This window comes from Calditrichota bacterium (genome assembly GCA_013152715.1).
Taxonomy (GTDB): Bacteria; Zhuqueibacterota; Zhuqueibacteria; order Thermofontimicrobiales; family Thermofontimicrobiaceae; genus 4484-87.
On the sequence record JAADFU010000001.1, the window covers coordinates 1 to 22,777 of the forward strand.

The window sequence follows — 22,777 nt, forward strand, 5'->3', positions numbered from 1 at the left end:
ACGCACCATATTCAAACCGTTGAGAAAGAAAATAATAAAAGATGCATAACACATATTTGTCCTTAAAAGCCCCGCCAAAGATGGCCCCAAAACACTTTTGTGCTTGAAATGGCGTATATCGGTGTTATCTTTCGCCAACTGGCGAACTGAAAAACAATCCGTGAAAATCCGTTTTATCTGTGGCTTTTATTTTCTGGCGCGGCATTGGCTTGGGACTCCGGAATATTTTGAATCTCCAGAACGGCCCTATTCTTTCGTCTTATCTCTGAAAAGACCCTTCGCCAACCACGTGTAATTTCATCAAATTTGTTGTCCCGCGCGCGAAAATCGGAGCGCCTAGCAGCACGGAAACAACATCACCTTTTTTTACCAATTCTTTTTCGATGAGAATCTCTTCGGTTTTTGCAAAAATAGCGTCGGTGTTTTCCAGATAATCCATGCGAAACGGCGTGACCCCCCAGGATAAATTTAATTGTCGGCGCACAACATCCGATGGCGTAAAAGCGATAATATTTGTTTTGGGTTTGTACTTGGCTACCATCCGCGCGGTGAAGCCCGATTTGGAAAATGCCACAATAGCGCGCGTGTTCAAATGTTCCGCAGCTTCGCAGGCAGAATTGCTCACGGCATCGGCGATGGATTGCGTTTTCTCATCCGCTCTCAGATGCGGCACGGCAATGAAATCTCTGTGACTTTCGGCTTCCCGAATAATTTTGTCCATCACGCGCACTGCTTCCACAGGAAATTTGCCGGTGGCAGTTTCGGCAGAAAGCATCACCGCATCGGTGCCGTCGTAAATGGCATTTGCCACATCGGACACTTCCGCCCGCGTGGGACGAGAAAAAAGACGCATGGATTCCAGCATCTGCGTGGCAGTAATTACCGGCTTGCCCTTCTTGATCGCCTTGCGAATGATGATTTTTTGCAAAGAAGGCACCTGCTCCAGCGGCATCTCCACGCCCAGATCGCCGCGCGCAACCATCACGCCGTCCGCAACTTCGATAATTTCATCGAGAAAATGAATGGCTTCTGGCTTCTCCAGCTTGGCGATGACCATGATTTCGCTTCGATTTTGCTCAATAATTTTTTTTATTTTCAAAATATCATCCGGATGCCGCACAAAAGACATGGCGACAAAATCCACTTTTTGCTCGATGCCAAACTGCAAATCGGCGACATCTTTTTTCGTTAGCGAAGGCTGGCTGATGCGCACGCCCGGCAAATTGATCCCTTTGTGATCGGAAAGCGCGCCGCCTTCGACAATTTCGCACTCGACTTTTTCGCCGTCTGAGCGAAGCACTTTCAATTTGATCAAACCGTCGTCGAGCAAAATCGCGTTTCCCGGGCTGACATCACTGGCGAGATGCCGGTAGGTCGTGGAAATTAATTTTTCTGTTCCCCAAACTTCTTCGGTCGTAATCGTAATTCTCTCACCTGTTTTGAGAAATATTTTTCCGTTTTTCATCTTGCCCACGCGTAACTTTGGGCCCTGCAAATCTTGCAGAATCGCAACGGATTTATTTAACTTCTCCGCCACGCGGCGGATAATTTCAATTCTTTGCCGATATTCTTCGTGGCTGCCATAGGAAAAATTTAGCCGCGCCACATCCATGCCTGCGTTCACTAACCGCACAATTTTCTCTTCCGTCGCCGTCGCCGGTCCCAAAGTGCACACAATTTTCGCCTTTCGCATCTTTCACCTCTCTCATCGAATTCGTTCTAAAATCTTCCCATTTGTTCGAAAAACAACCGCGCCGGAGTAATCGGTGCGAGCAATTTTTATTTTCATTTTTTCTAACCGTTCAATCACCTCATCTGAAGGAAAACCAAATTTGTTCATTTTTCCCACGCTGATCACGGCAAAATCCGGTCTCACATTTTGCACGAATTCCTCGCAACTGGAAGTATTGCTCCCGTGATGGGCAATTTTCAGCACGTCCGCTTGCAAAAAATCGCCGTAGCGAACGAGCGCAACTTCCGCCTCTTTTTCGATATCGCCGGTGAACAGAAATTTTTTCTCCCCGTAAATCAATTTCAAAACGACTGAGTTGTTATTCACATCATCGGGATTCATGCGCAGAAAATCTTTCATCGGCTGCAACGCAACCAAACAGTGTGAACCAGTGGAATCCAGCATTGTCGGCGCACTCACTGCCACGTGCTCCGCGTCGAGTAAAAATTTGTACAAATGACAAATATCGCTATCGTGGTAAATGCCGTTGTCCACCACACGCTGCACGCTGATGTGTCGCAAAATTTCCGGCAATCCGCCGATGTGATCATTGTCCGCGTGGGACAAAACGATCGTGTCCAGATGGCGAATGTGTTTCCTTTTCAAAAAAGGCAAAATAAAAAAATCGGCCGCATTGAAATTTTCTGATTGGGGACCGCCGTCGATGAGCATATTCTTCCCGTCAGGAAATTGAATAAAAATGGAATCTCCCTGTCCCACGTCCAAAAATGTCACGTACAGCCAGTTATCATCGGAAAAAACCGAACCCCACAGAGAAATGTTTCCCAAAATCAGCGCCAAAAAAAGGGCGATTTTTGCCACGCGCTTTTTATTGATATTCAGAAAAATCCAAAGCAGAATGTAAAACAAAACGACGAACTGAAAATTGCTCACAAAAACATCAGCCGACGCCCAGTGAAAATTTCCTGCGACGTTAGTCAGCGCGAGTAAAATTCGCGCGAACAAAGTATTGGCATAGGCAAAAATATCTCCGACAGCAAAAATCAAAAAAGAGAAAATCAGCGATGCAAAACCGTAAGCGATCACCACGCCCACCAGAGGAATCACGATCAAATTCATGAAAACAGCGATCAGCGGCACGCGGTGAAAATAGTACACCGTCAGTGGCAGGGTTCCCAACTGCGCCGACAGCGAAACAAGAAACAGAGTGCCGATACTGTTGCCAAATTTTCCGACAGTCAATTTACGAAAAAGTGCGCTCTTTTCAAAGAGAATTTTTAATTTTTGGTAGCCATAAATGATGGCGATCACTGCCGCAAATGACAATTGAAAAGATGCCTGAAACAAATCTTGCGGATGAATAAGCAAAATGATCAACGCTGCCGCGGAAATCACATTCCAGATGTCAATGGGGCGTTGCAGCCATTTTCCCAGCAGAAAAATTCCCGCCATCAACGACGCGCGCACGATGGGCGGTTTGAATCCGACGATTAGATTGTAGGCAATCAGTCCCAGAATGATGAGCAAATATCCCTGCCGTCGGGGAACGCGGAAAACGCCGAGCAGGCTCCAGAAAATGAGCAAAATATAACCTACGTGCAGCCCGGAAATTGCCAGCGCGTGAATCACGCCGCTGCGCGCGAACGAATCGCGAATGCGGTAGGAAATTTCGCTGCGCTCGCCGATGAGCAATCCTTTCAGCAGCGCCGCCACATCGCCGGAATAGAGTTTGTCGATTTGCTCCGCAATTTTTGCTTTCACTCTTGCCGCCAGCGCCAGAATTGAAAAGCTGCGTTTTTGCGGGAGACAAATTACCTGCCAGTCTGAGCGAATGTTCACAAGACCGTAAATTCCCTGCGCCGCCAAAAATTTCCGATAATTAAAATCGCCGGGGTTTCTCTCCCCGGGCGGAGTTTCGATTTTTCCCAGAAATTTTAACCTATCGCCATAAGCCAATGGCAAAACGAAATTCCGCAAACGCAGCAAAATTTTTCCCTCGGTGGCATAGCTACGTCCCTGAAAGAGCACCGTATCCGGTTCAAATTCAATGCGCATACCGGAGTTTTTCTTTTGCGGAAAGCCGCAAACTTCGCCGGTAACGATGAGATTTTCTCTGGTGTCGGTGAAATATTTGATGTGATTTTTTGAAAATAAATGGCTGGAAAGTGAAAGCCGCATCGCCCCAGCGGAGATGAGAGTGATGAGTAAAAAATAGCCGGCGAGTGGAGGAGAAAATTTTAAACTGACCAACGAGATAACAGCGAAGAAAATCAACATTCCAAAAATGAGTACAGGAGGCGGTTCCAGCAAATACGCCGCAATAATTCCCAGCAGAAAAGGGAGAAGAGCTTTCAGAGCCGGTTTGGTTTGCAATCGTTTGAGAATATCATCCATTGCGTCGGAAAAATTCGGTCAACAATCACAACTTTTTCTGTAAAAATCGAATAAATTCATCCACTTCGTTCGCTAAATCTTCCAGCGTGCCGTCGTTGCGAATCACGTAATCAGCGCGGCGGATTTTCTCTTCCAGCGGCATCTGCGAAACAATTCGGCGCTCGATTTCCGCCTCGTTAATATCGTCCCGCTTTCTCAGCCGCTCAAAAATCGCCTTTCTCGAAGCACTGACGACAAGAATCACGTCGTAGTGAATATCAGAGCCAGCCTCGAATATCAGCGCCGCCTCGACGCCGGCGATGGGGCGCCTGCCTTTTTGCGCGATTTTTCCCAGCAATTGATGTTCGTACTGAATAACCCGCGGATGGACGATGTCGTTCACCTTCCCCCGCATTTCAGGATCGGAAAATAAAATTTCCGCCATTCGTCCCCGATTCAATTTTCCGTCAGGCTGGTAAATTCCTTCACGCAAAAGATCAACCAATTGCGCTCGAATTTTCGGATCGTGATTCATCAAAATTTTCGCCAGCCGATCCGCAGCAAAAATGGGGATTCGCCTCTGACGTAAAAGATGACTGACTTCAGATTTGCCGCAGCCAATGCCGCCGGTGATGCCGAGTTTTAGCATTTATTCAATTTGTTTTTTTGCACGCGGACACACACGGATTCTGCGGATTTGCACTGATTTATCAATTAATTTCCGCAGAAATTCGTTCGTAAGTGTTTATCAACGTTCTATTATTTCATCTCTTCTGTGTGATTGATTGTTTTTTGAAATATCAAAATTATTTTTTTAAGATAAGTGACAACTCATTAGCTAACACTTTCACCCACTACTATCTTCATGAAATTGATATCTCTTTTTCAGTTGCTAAATATGAAGCGTATTCGAGGCACGCCTTGATATCTTCGATTGTAATCCCCGGAAAATTTTCTAAAATTATATCAAAACCATCACCAGCAGCCAAATGGCTTAAAATTATATGAACCGGAATGCTAATTCTCTTTAGGTAAGAAAATCCACTACAAATTTTTGAATATGAAAAATAATTCGTTCTTTGATTTATATTATTATATATGAATGACCAGTTGGAAAATTTTAAGTAAAATAGCAATGAAAATAATAAAAGCCTTACGGCTTAATTCCTAAATTGGAGTGGAGTTATGGAGTTAAGGCGTCAGCCTTTTAAAAACAATAAATTAGCGACCTATGTTCAATTTTAACTGGTCATTCGCATTATTATTTTCATTCCCAACTTTGCTTTGTTACATTTTTAAACATAAAAGCATTCTATTAATTTCAATCAAAAGACTTTCGAAGCTACTATCTTACCTCTTGCTCACATTTGTAATGGTAACTCCAACAACTTTTTTCCCGCGAAGTCTGAGCAAAATTCCATCCGGCAAAATATCAGTGTCAGTTGCGTGTTGTGGTCGTTCAAAGCTGATGTATAAAACGTCGGCTTCTTCATCAAAATCAAACCAGATATGTTTTGAACCAAGTTTTTTGATGAAGGGTAACGCATTAAAAATGTCTTTCACTACTGTGGTTTCCATAATATTTTCCTCTTCAATAATTTTTCGATCTTACTGGTAAAAAAAGCGGTAATAACAAATCCATCCGAATTCTCTTTTATTTCTCGATAGATAACCAAAAGTGTTTTTCTTTTAGAAACGAATCTTACTGCCCACAATTCTCCCTCGTTTCCTTGCACTATCATATCAGGATTTGCAATAGCCTCCAAAACATCGAAATAATGACCAGCCATCTCATCATGGTTTTCAACAACATGAGTCCATCTTTCAGTCGTCAGTCGAATAGGTATATTGTTTATTGAATAAGCGAAATTATTCATCATTATTTTAATTTTTAATATCTTTGCTTTGTCAAACGTTAATTTCTAAGGCAAGTCAAAATCCACCTATTACCTTCTTAATATACCACAAAAAACCACTTCTGTCAAGCAAATTTATCCGATTCGTAAACTGCCCGCTGAAGAACCCATTTTTTGATCGGCTTCCACAGTAACATCGAAATCGGCACCAGCAAATTTAGCAACGGGAATAAAATGAGAAACCAGAAACCTGTTTTGACGAGTATCGGCGGAATCGAAAATCCTTTTGCCACCAGAGCAGCGGCGTGGTTGAGCAGACTGGGTTTGACGATCACCAGCGCCAGCGCGTACCATTTGACGTATTTGAATTTCAACAATGTTCTCAATGGCAGAGTTCTCCAGACAGCGCCGGATGCGCGGGCAATTTTTGCCATTCTTCCCGTTTGAATCGCCGTGCGGCTGCCCTGCCGCACGATGGTTCGCTCCGTGATTGTTCCGCCGCGCAGGGCGGCAGCTCCGGATTTGGCAGACCTGGCAAACCAGGAAACTACCGGAATCAACACCACAACATCCAGCCCGGCATCGAGCAATTCTTTGCCTGTAACGTGGGACAGGCCACGTGTCGCAACAGCAGCGTTGAAATTGGAAAGCCCGCCGCTGAAAAAATTGACGATGGTACTGGTGGTGGTCGCCACGTAATTTCGTTTTGCTCCGGATTCGGTAAAAATGAAACGCGCCAGAAAATTGTGTTTTTGATATTGGATTTCATTGAGCACAGAGAGCAAGCGCTTCTGGCGGTCAGTAAGCGAATCGGCTTGCGGAGATTTTCCGAAAATCTTGTCGAGCAGTTGGTTAAATTGCTCTTCAGCGGAAATGGCGAGATTTCCTTCGTTGTAAAAATAATCGAGCACCGGAATCACGTGATGCGGGCCAAATTCGTCGATGATCTGATAAAAGAGATGAAAATCTTTCAATTCTTTGTAAACGCGCACCGTGGCTTTGGGGTACCGCTGCAGCGCGACGAGACCATCCAAATTCAGACGATCGATTATTTCCAGTTCCTCGCCACTGAATTTCGCCAATCGCCCCGGTTTCATGCCCAGATCATCAGAAATCTCTTTCACCAAAAAATCGCGGCGAATCTCCGGCTCCGGCGGCGTGCGAAAAAAAGTCCGCCAGGTGACGCAACCCGCCAGCAAAATGATAATGAACGTGATCACTAAAATTCTTCCTTCGTAACGAAAGAATCTTTTCAGCAGCGATTCTTTGCGAATTGATTTGAAACGTCTAACCATGTTATCACCTCACTTTTCAGTGGGTTTTTCGAATTTGCGCAGCAAATGGAGCCATCCCCAGCCGACGATGGCGCCCAAAAAATAATAGAAAAAATCGCTCCAGACAAAGGAAGTTCCGATGAGCGCCCTTCCCAAAAAGAATGACCGCATCCATTCCAGCATTGGCGGATGCCAGAGCTGTGTAAATTCCAGCAGCGAAGTGACGCCCAAAACCCACGCCGCAATGAGTAACGGTTTTGCTCCGGCAACAGCCAGATGAAAAAACAGACACCAGAAAATTACGTAAAAAAATCCACCGAGCGAATTATTCACCCAGTTCGCTGCTGCGCCCGAGTAAAATTTTGAAGCAAAACCAATCGGAATGATGAGAATCAAAGAGAACCAGGTCAGGTGTCGTCGCAGAAAAAATTGTTTGATTGTCATCTTTTTTTTCGGAATGGAAGTAAGATTTCAATGAAAAATCGGATCGAAAACCAACGCGTGAAAAACGCAGCTTCCGATCCGATTGATTAAATTCCACAAAAAATTGGTTACTTCAACAAGAGCAATTTTTTCGTATTTTTGTATTTTCCGGCAACTTCCAGTTGATACAAATAAACGCCGGTGCCGACAATTTGTCCGCTCTGATCCCTGCCGTTCCACTGCACTCGATGTGTACCGGCAGTTCGCAGGCCACTTTCGAGCGTTCTGACAATTTCGCCATTAATATTGAAAATAGTCAAGTTAACGTTGGCTTTTTCCGGCAGATTGTAACTAATGCTGGTTTCCATGTTGAACGGATTGGGAAAATTTTGCTTCAATTCATAACGATCCGGCACCATGGCTTCTGTGGTTGGCGTTTCCACGGCAGAAACACTACCCTCAAAAATTTCGACGTCATCGATCAAAGCGCCGATGGACGGATTCTGCCCGTCAGAGACAAAATGAAATCTCACGTACACCTTCGTGACACCTGACGTAATCAAATCACTCAAATCCACCACATGCTGCTGCCATTTGGCGTAGTAATTTCCTGTCATGGTGTACAATTTCTGCCAGTTCACACCATCCGTGGAAGCTTCAACGTACAGGAAATCTTTATCCGCTTCGATGAAATATTTTGCCCAGAATTTCATCTTCATCGCATTAATCGTGGTCACGTCAAATCCGGGCGTAAAAGTCATCATCGCGTCCATGTTGTTGTTGTAGGGCACTTTGCCGCCATTGACATGAATGGATTGGCCGCCTGAATGAGCGGACATTTTTGTCAAGCCCCAACCGCCGGAGAGATTCCAAAAGCCTGTTTCATTTTCAAAATCATCCACCAAATTGGAAACATTCGAGGCTGAATGAAAACTATTGTTGTAAGTATTGTAGTCACCGCTAAAATTTGGCAGCGAAATGTCAAAATCAACCTGGCCTGACTCAGTAAACAGATATGGCTTGAACTGCACCACTGTTTCCCCCCAGGAAGCCAAAGAAGTGATTCGAGAAGTATCCTGATAAATGATGCTGCCGTTCTGCGTACCGGTAATTACCAAGTCAACGTTTGTCTCGGTGCTGGCACCCTCGTTGCGGATTTTCGCGCCCAGAGAAATCGGGAAAAATAATGGAATGCTCTGTCCTGGTAAAGTGACATCAGTTAGCGACAAATCATGTTGCGGCAACGCTACATCTATCTGCCAGTTAAAGCTCAAAATTTCCGGATTATTAGAATTGTAATCCAAATACACAATTCCTTTGTAGCTGCCGGCATCTAATTTTTTGGCATTGATAATCAAACCTAATTCAGCAGTGCCATTGGGCTGAATAACGCCAACGCCATTTTCCAGATTAAACCAATCAGTAACGAACTCTGCGCCTTTACCATTCCGGACTATCGTACTATCATCGTCACCATGGTTTTCATAAATTGTATTTGAGCCGTCGGCAACCTGAATTTCGTCAACAAAGAAACCTTTTAAACTCGGATCATCCGGCGTGCTGTAGCCCATGTCTGAAGCCAGCGCAAAACGGATGATGACGCTGTCTGATTTGAAAGCTGACAGATCAAACTCCGCAGGCTTCCAGCCATAGCTTTGACCGCCCCAGCCGGGGATCCCGATTCCGTAATTCCAGCCTTGTTCCGGATGACCGAAACTCCACATACTCTGGCAGTTGTAGGCTGGTGTCGTCGGCTGCAGGACAGAATATGTGGCGCCGCCGTCAATAGAAACCCACACATTGCAGCCATCCCAACCGTCGTAATTCGGATCAGCATCTGAAGCGCCGGCAGGATCTTCCACCGCCCATTTTACCAAACAATCCAATTTTGGATTAGTCGTTGTTGTCAAATCAAGCATTGGCGTTTCCATCCATTGCAGCCAATGATCCTGATAGCCGCCGATTTCCGGATCGCCGCACCACCATGATTGACCGTCGTATGACTCAAAGTCATCAGTGTGGAAGAAAAATTTAGTCAAATAATCGGTCGCGGCGTAGTACAGTGGCTGTGAACCAGTATTTTTCAAATTTACCAACTGGACGACGGAGTCACCGCGCGTGAATGAGTATTGGTATTCGTTCTGTTCCAAGGAAAGAGAACCGTTATTGGTCAACCCGTCCCAAATAAATGGGCTCCAACTTCCCATATTGCTATTATTCCACTTAATGCGAAAATACCCTTTCTCGCCCCAATTTTTTCCCCAGCTATTTTTAACGATCCAACATTGTAAATCGTCTTCCCAGCCCACGATCAAAACTGCGTGCCAACCAATAGACTGGCCGTACACATGTTCGTAAACGCCGCTGCTGTAAGCATTGAAATCCTCGAACACTTCGTAGCTAACAGACAACGGGTGCAAATAGACCGCATTTTTTATTTTTTGTATGTCAACTTCTTCCTGAGTCACATATCCCCAGCCGGGTATTGTGATTTTTTTACTTTCCCAGCCATCGCGGACACTGTCGCAGGGGACAGTATCGTCGGCCTGATATGACATATATTCTTCCGGAGGAACGCCGGTGTCTTTAATGAAGTCCAGCGCTCCGGAAATTGACCATCCGTTACAAGTTCCGCCGGAGCATGATAAGACGAACTGTTCCGATAAATCAATGGTAGTATCCGGTAGATTATTTTTTATTTTCCACCACGTTTCCACCTGCGCCACTGCGGAAAAATCCCAGCAGCTTCCGCAATTTGCCTGGTTCGTGACCGGCGTCAGCCAGTCGCCATTATTATTTCTCCAGTCAAATTTTGCGGGGAGATCATTTTGCGTTGGCAGCTCAATTATTTTGGCCTCCGAAGGATTGGGATGTTCGGGAATAGTACCAAGTAATTTGATTTGTTCTTCGCGCGGCAATCTGGTGACCCAATTCTCCCCGGCTGTCCAGCTCGCGCCTTTCGCTTTAATTGCCTGCTGTATTTGGCTAATTTCAGTATTGTCCATCGCCGATGAAATTCCAAGCAAACAGTACAACAAAAACAGAACCGAGAATAGAACAAAAAATTGCTTTTTCTGGAACATTATCTTTCTCCTGTTTGTAAATTAGCTGATTCATTGATTTGAAAGGGATACCTCTAATTTAACAAAAAAAAAATTACTCGCAACATTTTTTTTGATTTTTTTTATCCATTGCAAAAATCGAGATAATTTTTTTCACCAATTGTGTTCAAAGCCGAAGAGAAAAAATCTTCCAGCAAATACTTCTTGACTCTAACGATTTATTTTAATAATTTTAGAAAAAATATTAGCCATCTTTTCTCAAAAATCTAAAGCAAATTATCACAGGAGTCAATTATGACTTACTGCAAACGAAACGCCGGACTCACTTTTTCCCTCATTCTCTTCTTTATTTTCCTTGCAACCGCGCCGTCAGCATGGGGGCAATTCAAAATCGAAAAAATCGAGACTGCCACGCAAAGCCTTTTTGAGGGAGAAAAAGGCAAAATTGACGTGACGCCTGCTTTGCGCTACAACCGCGTGCAAGGATTTGTTGTTGGCGCCGATGCCACAATTGCATTGAGCAGTAGCAAAAAAATCGACCTGCTGGGACATATCAGCTACGGATTCAAAGATGAAGTGCGTTACATTGGCGGCCTGCAAAAATCTTTTTTTGAGTTCAGTCCCCTGACAATCGGCATACGTTACCAAAATGTTGTCGCTTCGCAGGATGACTGGTTCATCAGCTACAATGAAAATTCCGCTGCCGCGCTGTTTCTGAAAGAGGATTTCATGGACTATTTCGTAAAAAAAGGCTTGCTGGGATTCATCGACCAGAAGATCGCCGAGAAACACACGATTCGGCTCGAAGTGGAACAATCGCGATTGGAGCCAATTGAGAAAAATACCAACTGGGCACTGTTTGGAAAAAATAAAAATTTCAGGGAAAACCCGCTCGTCAAAGAGGAAGACGTCACCAGCTACCGGCTTGTGGGCGCGCTGGACTGGCGCGATAATCCGCTCATGCCCATGTCCGGCTGGTACATCGAAGGGAAAGGCGAGCTCACTAAAGGCGATTTTTTTGACACCAAAGGAATTTTTCTCACAATTAAAAAATATATGCTTTTGTTCAGCAATCACTCTCTCCGTTTCAAAACCATGATCGGTAGTCGCAGCGGATGTAAGCCGGACGCCAATTATTACACCATGGACATGGGCGGCATCGGCGCGCTGGTCGGCTACAAAGACAAAGAATTCAAAAACGGCAATCGGTTTTTTTACGCCACTGCTCATTATTTATTCAACAACACTTTGCTGGGGAAATTGCCACTGGGATTCATTCCGTTTTATGACCAGCTTTCGTTGGGCATTTTTGCCGAGAGCGGCTGGTTAGATTTTGATTTTGCTGATGAAAATGTTTTTTCCGGTTTTAAAAGCATGACTTTCGCTGACATGAAGTCGGATGTCGGAGTCAGTTTGTATTTGACGGAAGGGCTGGCGCGAATCGACTTTGCCAAACGCACCGACCGCGGGAAAGATGCCTGGCGCGTGACGTTTCGGATTATGAATCGGTTTTAATTAAATGTTTTCAAAACACTGGCGTCAATTTTCGTACAAGCACTTCATTCGCTTATCTTTGCAATTCAAAAAGAGAATGACGGTAGCTTTCGGGAATTTTTTAATTCAGGGAGTTTCTATTGCAAGACAGAACCATCACCTTCTATTTAGCAATTTTCACATTAATAATTTTACCGTTTTCCGTCGCGGCCCAGGTTTATTTCAACAATCACATTTTGGACCCGGCTGGCAATGGCGACACGGCGTCGGTTTTTCTGGGCAAAATTGAAATTGTCGGCAACAAAGCAACCAAAGCCGTCATCATTCACCGGGAACTGCTTTTTTCGGAAAAGCAAAAAGTGACCTTTTCCCAGATTTCCGCGGCACAAAAACGCCTCGCCAGTCTGGAATTGTTCACCCAAGTGCGCTTCGATATTGTCGGCGATGAAAAATACAGCACGCTCATCATTACGGTTTACGAGCGCTGGTACGTTTATGCAGCGCCGATTTTTTACACCAATGAGCGGAGTTGGAAAAAACTCTCCTACGGCGCGCAAGGCAGATATTACAATTTTCTGGGCAGAAACATCACGCTCAAACTCACAGCAGCATTCGGCTACAATCCTGAGTTTCGATTCCAATATGAAAATCCCTGGTTTTTTGGCAATTGGCGATTATTTACGCAATTCAAAGCCTACAAAGGAAAAGTTCAGGCAAAGAATTTCGAATTGGATCAGTTAGAATATAAATCCCGAGGGATCGACTGGCTGGTCGGGAAACGATTTGGCCATTTTCTTTTTTTCGGACTGAATTTAAGCTATCAGCAAATCAAAACTGACTCCGGCTCAAAACTCACTGTTTCGCCATCAGGGAAAGACAACAAAATAACGTTTATCAGCAGCGTGCAATATGACAACCGCGATTGGAAGGAATATCCCCATCGCGGCTGGAATATCAACTTTTGGGGAAAACGGGTGTCCGTGAATCACAGCCATTCCTATTATCGTTTCGGCGGAGATGTTCGCACTTATATGCCGGTGACAAAAAAAACAACTTTGGCGCTGCGCGCGGCATCCAGTTTCAAAGCCGGAGACGTGCCGCTCTACGACCGTGTCTTTTTTGGTTACGATGAAAGAATTCGCGGAAGATTCAATCAAATCGTGGAAGGCGAACAATTGCTCTTCGGTGGCGCCGAATTTCGTTTTCCGATTTTGCCTATTCGCTACATTGCACTTCCCTCGGTGGAACAGTTGGAATATTATTCCAGTCATTTGAAATTTGGCATCAGCGGCGCTCTTTTCGTGGAAACGGGAGCGGTCTGGTACGAAAATCAGGCGCTTACCGCGGATATTTTTCGTTCGGGATTTGGCGCCGGCATCCATTTTCATCTGCCGTACGTCAATCTGCTCCGCGTGGAATTGGGTCTGAACAGCACCTGGAAAGCCGAAGCCATTATCGAAGTCGAAGCTGCTTTTTAAAGAGGATTTTTATGATCACGCACGATTTTTTTTACTCCCCACCGGAATTGATTTCCGATGCTGTTGTCGAAATTCAGGGCGAAGAATTCAGGCATTTAACCCGTGTGATGCGCAAAAAACCCGGCGACATCATCAACGTTGTGGACGGAATCGGGAATGTGTACACTGTGGTCATCAAAAAAATCACGCGCACCCTTGCGCAGGGAGAAATTCAAAAACGCGTCCGTCTCATGGGCGAACCGATTTTTCAGTTGACTCTGGCGCAGGCAATTCCCAAAAGCACTCGTTTCGACTGGGTCGTTGAGAAATCCACCGAACTGGGTGTCGCTGAAATTATTCCCCTTGTTTGCGATTTTTCTGTCAAAGAAGGAAGCCCGAATCGCCGCCGTCGCTGGGAAAAAATCGCCATCGCCGCCATGAAACAGTGCCATCGTTCTCGCCTGCCGAAAATTCACGAGCCAGTGCGTTTTTCTGATTTCCTTGCGGAAAATCCGGCCAAAAGACCGGCGTTCATGGCGCATCCCGAGAAAGGCGCGCCGGGTCTGTCAACTATCCTTTTGAATAAGCAGGAAAAATATCGCAGAAAACGCTCGGCAATTATTTTCATCGGCCCCGAAGGCGGATTTTCCGAAAATGAAATTGAATTGGCAAAAAAGAAAGAATGCCAGTTTTTCACTCTGGGACAGAGAAGATTGCGAGCAGAGACCGCCGGGATTGCAGCAGTAACGATTTTCATGGAATTGATCGAGCAAATTTTTTAATTTGCTTTTTTGCCACCGAGGCTCCAAAATACAAAGAAACAGAATTTTTTTATTTATGATTACTCAATTTGTCCAGAAGAACCATCTAAATTTGACAGTGCTGAGAAAAAATGGGATGCGAACATTTTTTAAAAAAAATCCGCGGAGATCAACCCAATCCGCGTGCCATTTTTCCTACCTCAAAATTTGTAACTCAACCCAAACGATGCATTTTCCCAGAATTGACCGCCGGGCGTAGTATCCCGATCGTAAATAAACTTCACGATGGCATTGAAAACAACGTACTGCGTCAGTCTGACATTCAGCCGCTGCTCCCAGTAAATATCCAATTTTCGCCAGTTTTGATTCGGGTCTTTTTCTTTGGTAATCGAGGAAATGACGGCTTGAAAAAATTTCAACTTTCCATCGAGCACGGCGCCTTTTTTGATTTCAGAATGATATTCAGTCAGCCACTCGATTCCGCCGTCGATTTTCACTCCTCTGGATTCGTCTCCTGTCCACAGTTTTCGGAATTTGCGCTGCGTAGTGAAAAATTCATTGGACGCGTAACCCACTCGTGTTGTGACTTTAAGTTTCTTTTTCCGGATTAAATTTCTCGCTACGCCGGCGCTTTGCGACATTTTTAGCGGGTTGGCAAAACGGGAAATTATTTTTTTTGTTTTCGAATCGTATCCTTCGTGAAACTGCGTGCTCGCGGAAAATGCCACATAGGGGTCGATGAATTTTTCCAGCGTCAATTTCAACACCGAATCAAAATCGATCACGTCTGTGGACTTCTCCGGCGAGCGCCATTTTTCATCTTCTTTAACGGTGATTTGCCCGAAGGCAAGATAGAGCGAGTTTTTCCAGTTGTACTTTTTCCTTTTGTACAAAAAATTCATCCGACTGTAAATCTTCCAGGTAAAATTGCTCTTGCCGCCGCCTTTCCAGTTGCTGTTAAATGCCAACTGATTGGCGTCAAGCCCCACCGTAATATCGCGCGTCCAGTAGCGAGGACCAACTTTGAACGGCGGCTTGAAAAAAGGCAGACTCCAGTAATGATCAAACCAGCCGTAATCTGTCCAGGTCGAATAATCATTTTGGGACACATTATTCCCGATGACGACAAAATCATGGTCAAAAATTAAATTGGCATCTTGAAAATCCGATACTTTTTCTAAATTTTCAAGTCCGCTCGTATCTCGCGCGAAACAAACCAGAATCAAATTCGCCGGACTTTGTGGATTGGGATAAATGAAAAGCGCAGCGCCGCCCTGATCATAGTAAAACATTTTTCCCAGACGAAGTCCCGGCCCATGAATTTGAATGGGCAATTTTCCCTGAATTTGTTTCAAAAATGCATTGCTCTGGTAATTGCCGAAAATCACAAAATTCGCGTCGCCGGTTTTTTTGAGCGCCAGCGTGTCCGGCAATAGCATTTTTTTTAAAAAATCACTATTCCCCCGACGCACGCTTTGTCGTGCCAGTTCGTAAGTGTAGTGATTATATTTCTCGTCATCGCCAATGGAGCTGTAAACGAAATAAACTGTTTTGTCGAAAATTGCGCGCATGGGGCCAGAACAGCCTGGCGATTTTTCCAGCGTTTCCGAATTTGTCTCCGTTTTATTCCATTCGTTCGCTTGCCAAAAAAAATAACTCTTGCCTGATTTCCTTCCGGCGAGCTCGAACTCGAATCTGCCATCAACAAACACGCGAGCGGGAAATTTCAGTGACTCCGGCAACAAATCCGGCACGAGGGCAAATTGGGACAAATTTTCCGTGGAAATCATCACTTTGTCCGAATCCACTCGGGCGCGGAAGAAAGCGACTGACCCGTAATTTTCCTGTCCTAAAATTTCAACCCAGCCGTAACGCGCCGGTTTAAGCTGTTGGATTTCCAGCGTGATTTGGCGCGGTTTGCGATTTTTTCTCTGCTGCAATAGCCAGTGCAGATATTCGCCGGCAAACACAGGCGCAAAATCCTGCTCCGGAAAATTTTCAAATTCGCGCAGGCTGACTTTCCCGCCATGCTTTCGTAAAAATTCAATCTGCTCAGCGATTTTCACTTTTTTCGCCGGAGTGGTATCGATCCACAGCGGCAGCAACGCCAGATTGGACAACTGCCGCTCATCTTGAAATTCCGGCACAAACAGTGTCAGCGCTACGAACAAATCAGGATTTCTCTTCGCCAATTGCATTGCAGCAGCAGCGCCGGAGCCTTCAGCAGCGAGAAAAATGCGCGACTTATCGGTGTTGAAATTGTCGCCGGCATGATGCAAACAATCCAGAATTTCATGCAATTGGAAAAATGAAACCGCCGTTTGAGAATATTCGGGGATGAAAATTCCGATCATTGCCAGATCTTTTTGTGTGAAAATTTCTCCCATTCGGCGGGCGATTTCTTCGGCATTGTCGCGGCGATCGTGGAGAAACAGATAGACCGGATAAGTCTTGTGTTCGTCATAATCCGGCGGTAGGAAAACGAAATAACGCCGGTATCGCTGCTCATATTTTGAAAAATAAAATTTTTCCAAAATATGATTTTCGTGATCAAAATAGACCTGTTTTTTCATGTAAAAATTGGGAATCAATTCCACGCGGCGGCGCGCTGCCATCATTACCTGATAAAAATCAAAATTTGTTTTCGCCCGTTTTAGTTGATTTTGCAACAAATCGATCCAGTTTTCCACAGTGACGCTCGCTGAAGGATCGATTTGTTTCACGTTCTTCATCATCGCCGCCTGCTGCGACAAATAATCAATCTGTTCAGCAATAAATTCTTTTGACCAGACTGAAATCTGATACTGTTGAGATGTTTTCACAGAATTGACGGCGAGCGTCAAATTCCCCCAATTCAAGAATTTCGGCGGAATCGCCAGCCGCGTCCAGCGCTGTCTTCTCAGTGTCACCCGTTTGCGAAAAAGAACCTCGCTGGCATTGGAGAGCATAAATTCTACATTTTTGCGATAGTAGCGGCAATACGCCCAGACAAAAAGTGTGTCTTCCGTGGACAAAAAAGTCTGCGTGGGAATTGCCTGCGTGAAAGTGACGTTGGGATCGAACAAAATTACCGTGGCAAAGGGCAGGGTAAATTTCTTGCGCGTCACGCCCGGCGTCCATTCGATCCAGCCGCGGAAATCACCACCGTCATTATCGAAAAACACCGTTGAAACGCCAATATGCATGCCGGCTGCCGGTTCAGTCATTCCCAAAGCTTGCCAGGGAATGAGAATTTCATATCGCAGTGTATCGCCGCGCGCGACAATCGAAACAGGAAAATTTCGATAACCGGAAACCCGCTGTTTGGCGTAGCAAAATTCGTAAACAACCGCCTCACTGTCCGCAAAAGTCGCCACAAATTCCCGGTCGTCATTCTGGTAGGCGTCGGCGTTGTTGTCGTCCTGCACGTCGATAGCGAACTGAAAACAATCATTTCGCCACACATCGCGTCCGGTGAACGGAAACGAAAGGGAGTCATCCACAACTTCAGCGGCAAGCGCCAATCCCCAACTGTTCCAACCGATCCAAAATTTTCCGCTCAAATCGTTTTTTCCGCCCCAGGTTCCGCTGCGATATTCAGTCTGGTTCTGTTTGTCCAGCACAACCGCAGGCAAACTTCTCCACTCGGAAAGAGAGCTGTCTATTTCAGTGAAATGTCTCAGCGCAACGTAAAATAATCCGTCGTTCGAATTCGGTTGAGATGAAAAGACTTCAGTAATGTGCATCACAATCAACAAAGTCATCAGAACAAAAAATTGTATTTTTCGCATCGTTAAGTACCAACAAATAGTTATTCGTATCCTGCATTTTGAAATTATTTTTCAAAAATATCAGTAAAAATGCCCTTTCTCGCGGCGAAATAATTTTTTCGGATTTATGACTCCCGAGCGTATTTCTTTCGGGGAAAAATAAGAACAATAGCCAATATTCCGGCGACAAATCCGCCGACGTGAGCCCACCACGCGACGCCGCTGTAGGCTTCATGCGCGCCGAGCGATAATGTTCCGCTGATAAATTGCATGAAAAACCAGATTGCCAGAAAAATCGAAGCCGGAATATGAATAATGGGGAAAATTAAAAACAAAGGAATAATCGTCAAAATTCGGGAATGCGGGTACAGCACAAAATATGCCCCCATGACGCCGGCGATGGCGCCACTCGCGCCGATCGTTGGCACCGATGATGCCGGATTCATGTAAATATGAACCGCTCCGGCAAGAATGCCGCAAAAAATGTAAAACAAGAAAAAATTGAAATGTCCGAAATGATCCTCGACATTATCGCCAAAAATCCACAGATACCACATATTCCAGAGCACATGAAACCAGCCGCCATGCAAAAAAACCGAAGTTACGAACGGGAAAAATCGTTCGAAAATATTCGACGCCGGCGCCTGGGCTAATCCAAAATAGCGGTCAGGAACCAGCCCCATGACATTGATGAAATTATGCAGCGCGTCGCCTAGGGACACTTCAAAGAGAAAAATCACGCCGTTGACGACGATCAGCAAGATTGTCACGTAAGGAAAAGTGCGCGAAGGAATCGTATCTCGAATTGGTATCATAATCCGTTAAGACAAAACGTAAACATCGTCTTTCTTCTTGGTAATGTGAACCGATTGGCCGAAATGCAGCGGAAAAATTTCCCAGAACGGCTTTGCGTCGATGCGATAATTCTGTTGCGGTTTCTTGGGCCCCATCGTCCAAACTTCATGCGGTTGGATCGTCGTTTCAAATTTTTTGTCTTTGACCTTCAACGTGAAGGGTTTCCCGATCTTCGGGAAAAAATCCAGCTTGTTTTTTACGATGGCAATGTAACGCTCTTGCGCTTCTTCACCCGAGATCTTGCGACGATACTCTTCAGCCATAAAACCTCCGCCGTTTTTGATCAATAATTTTTTTCGATTTGGGGAATACCCATCTTCAGTTGCTGAAAACCGTCTTTTGAAATATAGGAAAAGAATCGGGCAAAATCAAGCACTTTCTTTGGGAAAAAAGCAATTCGGAAGATGTAGTCCACCTGCGAGGTGGACTACATCTTGAATAAAATTCGTGCAAACCCGCGTTCTGTCATCGGAGTTTTGTCTAAACTAAAAAAGTTGGCTTCCGCCACTAAAGACGAAAACCAACTTTGCATGATAAGAGGGGAAAACTTGAAGCAGAAAAACTACTTAATCCACCAACACATCTTCCCGGTCCCGTTTGCCAAATGAAGGAACAAATTCCTCATCTTCATCCGCTTGCCCCATTTCGATGTCTTGTTCCTCATCATCTTCCGGTTCAAATCTTTCCATCTCGTAGTGACGTTTGCGACGCACCAGATACCACGCCATCACGCCCACAATTAATCCAATCGCCACAATCGTCAAAATGATCGGAAAAAGACTTGACTCTTTCACATCGCTTTCAGCGGCGCCATTTTCGACAGCAATTGCCGGAACGGGCTCGGCTGCGACTTTTTCAGTTTGTGCTTCCTCGCTCGGCGGCGCAACTGATTTTTCCGCGGAGGTCTCCGTAGCTGTTTGTTGCTCCTGAAGCTGTGTTTGTGACGCTAAAGGCGTCGTGGAGACGTTGTGATTTTTCGCGATCCAATCTTTCTGATCTTCCACAATTGAATTCACCCTTGTCAGGCTCCGGGAATGATGCAATTTCTTGACCGCATCCAGATTGGGAATAATCACTTCTTCCCCGGGAAAAACCAAATCTTTATTCGGCGCGCGATTCACCAACGCCAATTCGCGCCAATACTTCGTGGTTCCGTAGTACTGTTTGGACAATTTGCTGAAATAATCGCCCTTTTGAATGATGTGTTTCGTCGGCTCATTGAAGAGCATTTTTTTACACCACAGCAAATTCTCTTCCGAATACATACCGACAACCACCGTGACCAGTATGAAAATAACCAGTAATTTCTTCATCTCAATTCCTCCTTAAAATTTAAAAGTTTTCGGCTCTTTGCACTTTCTATAGGCAATTGAGATGCCAAAAATGAGCCACCCATGCTTATCTTCTTGTCGCTGCTTTTAGTTATTTGTTTTTATTGGTGTTATAAAATTTTCAATTTTAATCATTTCTTCCAATGATAAATGCACGAAAAGCGATTCGTGTAATTTTTACACAAAACTTCTCCGATCATTGCTGAAAGTAATTGGTAATTTTTACATACTTTCGACCAATCCAGCCAATGCGGCGGCGCTTCAATTTAATTTTCACCCAACCACCATATTCCGCGAGCACAATAAACTGCTGCCCTTTCTTCGCAACCGCTACCACCGGAAAATTTACGCCCGGGCCAGAACGAATATTCAACTGCCCAACTTTGACTATGGCTCGAGGCGGCGAGTGTTTGGCTTTGGATTTGAAGCTAATGGTAACATCAAAAACATGAGATAATTCATTACTGAGCTGGTGATTCAAAACAGCGTAATTCAAACTAAAAACCATGTTTCTCAACTCTTGCACCAAACCTACGCCTAACGCCAATTGATTTTCCTGCCACCCCATTCTTAACCGCAGCGGAGAGGAGATTTTGACTTCAGTGCCCGCTGAAATGATATTTTTGCTGCGATAACCAACTGCAACGAGCGCTCCCGGCGCTAATTCGTAGGAAACACCCACACTGCCCACCTTTTCGAAATGGTCTGCGTGTCCGGTTTCCCACGCCAATTTTTCCCGAAAATCATTCAATGAAGCGCCAACGCTGAGTTTTTCTCCTAATCTGTAAATGAATCCAAAGTCGACTCCCCAGCCGGAGGCATAGTGCTCATCCAATGTTTGACGAAGCAAATTAGCCGAAAATCCCAGAGCAAGGCTCCCACCGATTCTTCTGGCATAAGTGAGACCGACCATCTGTTCCACGTTGTTAAAAAGATAATCCGACTGTGCCGTGTTGGACGATCTCGCTTCAATATCATTAATCAAAAATCCTTTCCAGAAAACGCCAAATTTATCATTCCTGTCCACGGGAAGGACTACTGAAACGAATCCGACTTGACGATTGAATGCGATTCTCGCATGACTCATGCCAACAAAAATATTTCGCGAGAATCCGACGCCGGCCGGATTCCGCTGACCCGCCAGATAATCTTCACTGACCGCCACAAAAGACGATTTGAACACCATCGCCCTCGCGCCGACGCCAAAATTGGTAAAAAAATTCTTCTTCTTATCCGCCGCTTCAAGCGTCAACGCGTTTAACACAAACACGGCTAACAATATTATTTTCAATATCTTACTTCTCATCATTTTCTCCGCATTAAAATTAACGCACCACTGCAATCGTCACCACTTTCACAATAAAGTCGTAGCGAATCACAGCAAAATAGACGCCATTGGACGCTACGGCTCCTTGTTCATTTTTACCATCCCAAACATCTTCGGTGTGCTCGCCCGCTGGCTTGCGAGTCAGAGGCAGTAGCTGCCGCACAAGTTCATCGTTCACATCGTAAATGTCAATCGACACTTTGCTTGTTTGTGGCAGAACATAACGAATTACTGTTCTCTCTTTGTCCGGATTGAAAGGATTGGGAAAATTGTACGCCCTGCCGTCATCGCCGGAGCCGGGCTCTGTATCAGGTTGATTTCTTATTTCAAAATAGACTTCTTGCGAAAATTTGCTCTCATTGCCGGCAGTGTCGTAGGCAGTCACGGCAAAAAAATAGCCGCCTGGCGATAAATTTTCTATCGGGCATATCGTATCCGCCCCCGCTGCCTTCCAGTGGCTGTAATTTCGCGATTCCGTACCCCAGTAAACGCGATAGCCGGCGACGTCTTTTTCCTGATTTCGATTCCACTGGACAATCACGGAATGCCCGGACAATAAAATCCAGAATAATAAAATGAACACAATGTTCAAATATTTTTTGTGACGATGTACTCCATTTTCCGGTTGGAGCGCATCTTTCGTATTTAAATATTTTTTTTCCATCGACTCTTGTTGTCAATTTCCTGGCTGTTTATTGGTGGAGTGAAGAGATACGTTCCGCCTCTGAGGGGGAGCGTATCTTTAAAAAAAATGCTAACTTTCTACTCGTCGTTCTCAGTTGCTAATGAAATTAATCATCAAATACAAAACTAATGCCATAAAAAAAATATGCCTTTCAGGCAGAAAATGTCCTTTGTTTTTATGAAGTTAGAATTGTACTATTTTGTAAAGCAAATATTTTCAAGCAACAAAGCTAGGTAATTTTTTCTCAATTAGCGCTTTTGTGGGAAAATTTTACACAGTGGGAAGTTTGACAAAATGGGACAACAACAAAATCAGGGGAAAGACAGGATGCCTTTGCCGGAAGTTAGCCAAAAATGAAATTTCTTTGCCGCAACGCCGAAAAATTTGCGCGGCGCTCGCGATTTAGCGCTCTGCCAAAATTCAGATATTTTTGCCGC

18 protein-coding genes are annotated in these 22,777 nt (G+C 44.9%); 3 read left to right on the forward strand and 15 right to left on the reverse strand.

Annotation, left to right across the window (positions count from 1 at the left end):
• Nucleotides 1-259: 259 nt before the first annotated feature.
• The 9 genes from pyk to GXO74_00045 all read right to left on the reverse strand — a co-directional run bounded on the left by pyk (nucleotide 260) and on the right by GXO74_00045 (nucleotide 10,702).
• Nucleotides 260-1,693 (reverse strand): pyruvate kinase, encoded by a 1,434-nt coding sequence (pyk, locus tag GXO74_00005; protein ID NOZ60039.1) that lies wholly within the window; start codon nucleotides 1,691-1,693, stop codon nucleotides 260-262.
• Between the two features lie 12 nt (nucleotides 1,694-1,705).
• Nucleotides 1,706-4,087 (reverse strand): DNA internalization-related competence protein ComEC/Rec2, encoded by a 2,382-nt coding sequence (locus GXO74_00010; GenBank protein ID NOZ60040.1) that lies wholly within the window; start codon nucleotides 4,085-4,087, stop codon nucleotides 1,706-1,708.
• Nucleotides 4,088-4,112: 25 nt separating this feature from the next.
• Entirely contained in the window at nucleotides 4,113-4,715 is a 603-nt protein-coding gene (locus GXO74_00015) for a dephospho-CoA kinase (protein NOZ60041.1), read from the reverse strand.
• A gap of 214 nt (nucleotides 4,716-4,929) precedes the next feature.
• Entirely contained in the window at nucleotides 4,930-5,154 is a 225-nt protein-coding gene (locus GXO74_00020) for a DUF433 domain-containing protein (protein NOZ60042.1), read from the reverse strand.
• 262 nt (nucleotides 5,155-5,416) lie between these two features.
• The gene (locus tag GXO74_00025; GenBank protein ID NOZ60043.1) at nucleotides 5,417-5,644 is read right to left on the reverse strand and encodes a DUF2283 domain-containing protein; all 228 of its coding nucleotides are present in this window, start codon (nucleotides 5,642-5,644) and stop codon (nucleotides 5,417-5,419) included.
• Nucleotides 5,629-5,943 (reverse strand): hypothetical protein, encoded by a 315-nt coding sequence (locus GXO74_00030; protein ID NOZ60044.1) that lies wholly within the window; start codon nucleotides 5,941-5,943, stop codon nucleotides 5,629-5,631. The genes GXO74_00025 and GXO74_00030 overlap by 16 nt, the downstream gene beginning before the upstream one ends.
• A gap of 104 nt (nucleotides 5,944-6,047) precedes the next feature.
• Nucleotides 6,048-7,217 (reverse strand): hypothetical protein, encoded by a 1,170-nt coding sequence (locus tag GXO74_00035; protein NOZ60045.1) that lies wholly within the window; start codon nucleotides 7,215-7,217, stop codon nucleotides 6,048-6,050.
• Nucleotides 7,218-7,226: 9 nt separating this feature from the next.
• On the reverse strand, nucleotides 7,227-7,640 hold the full coding sequence (locus GXO74_00040; GenBank protein NOZ60046.1) for a DUF2809 domain-containing protein: 414 nt from the start codon (nucleotides 7,638-7,640) through the stop codon (nucleotides 7,227-7,229).
• A gap of 107 nt (nucleotides 7,641-7,747) precedes the next feature.
• Nucleotides 7,748-10,702, reverse strand: a complete 2,955-nt coding sequence (locus GXO74_00045; GenBank protein NOZ60047.1) for a T9SS type A sorting domain-containing protein — start codon at nucleotides 10,700-10,702, stop codon at nucleotides 7,748-7,750.
• A 273-nt stretch (nucleotides 10,703-10,975) separates the two neighbouring features.
• Here GXO74_00045 and GXO74_00050 point away from each other — a divergent pair, with 273 nt between their 5' ends.
• From GXO74_00050 to GXO74_00060, 3 genes are all read left to right on the forward strand, one after another.
• A complete protein-coding gene (locus GXO74_00050; protein ID NOZ60048.1) occupies nucleotides 10,976-12,196 on the forward strand; it encodes a BamA/TamA family outer membrane protein in 1,221 nt (406 codons plus the stop codon).
• Between the two features lie 119 nt (nucleotides 12,197-12,315).
• Nucleotides 12,316-13,653, forward strand: a complete 1,338-nt coding sequence (locus tag GXO74_00055; protein NOZ60049.1) for a BamA/TamA family outer membrane protein — start codon at nucleotides 12,316-12,318, stop codon at nucleotides 13,651-13,653.
• A gap of 11 nt (nucleotides 13,654-13,664) precedes the next feature.
• Nucleotides 13,665-14,414 carry a 16S rRNA (uracil(1498)-N(3))-methyltransferase gene (locus GXO74_00060; protein ID NOZ60050.1) on the forward strand — a complete coding sequence of 250 codons (750 nt, stop codon included), beginning with the start codon at nucleotides 13,665-13,667 and terminating at the stop codon, nucleotides 14,412-14,414.
• Nucleotides 14,415-14,593: 179 nt separating this feature from the next.
• On the opposite strand, the gene GXO74_00065 is transcribed toward GXO74_00060, so the two are convergent.
• The 6 genes from GXO74_00065 to GXO74_00090 form a co-directional block, all read right to left on the reverse strand.
• Nucleotides 14,594-18,163 (reverse strand): DUF3078 domain-containing protein, encoded by a 3,570-nt coding sequence (locus GXO74_00065; GenBank protein NOZ60051.1) that lies wholly within the window; start codon nucleotides 18,161-18,163, stop codon nucleotides 14,594-14,596.
• A gap of 104 nt (nucleotides 18,164-18,267) precedes the next feature.
• Nucleotides 18,268-18,957, reverse strand: a complete 690-nt coding sequence (locus GXO74_00070; GenBank protein NOZ60052.1) for a rhomboid family intramembrane serine protease — start codon at nucleotides 18,955-18,957, stop codon at nucleotides 18,268-18,270.
• 6 nt (nucleotides 18,958-18,963) lie between these two features.
• Nucleotides 18,964-19,260 carry a hypothetical protein gene (locus tag GXO74_00075; GenBank protein ID NOZ60053.1) on the reverse strand — a complete coding sequence of 99 codons (297 nt, stop codon included), beginning with the start codon at nucleotides 19,258-19,260 and terminating at the stop codon, nucleotides 18,964-18,966.
• A gap of 303 nt (nucleotides 19,261-19,563) precedes the next feature.
• Nucleotides 19,564-20,310, reverse strand: a complete 747-nt coding sequence (locus tag GXO74_00080; GenBank protein NOZ60054.1) for a LysM peptidoglycan-binding domain-containing protein — start codon at nucleotides 20,308-20,310, stop codon at nucleotides 19,564-19,566.
• Between the two features lie 214 nt (nucleotides 20,311-20,524).
• On the reverse strand, nucleotides 20,525-21,637 hold the full coding sequence (locus GXO74_00085) for an SH3 domain-containing protein (GenBank protein ID NOZ60055.1): 1,113 nt from the start codon (nucleotides 21,635-21,637) through the stop codon (nucleotides 20,525-20,527).
• Nucleotides 21,638-21,653: 16 nt separating this feature from the next.
• Nucleotides 21,654-22,319 carry a hypothetical protein gene (locus GXO74_00090; protein NOZ60056.1) on the reverse strand — a complete coding sequence of 222 codons (666 nt, stop codon included), beginning with the start codon at nucleotides 22,317-22,319 and terminating at the stop codon, nucleotides 21,654-21,656.
• Nucleotides 22,320-22,777: the final 458 nt, after the last annotated feature.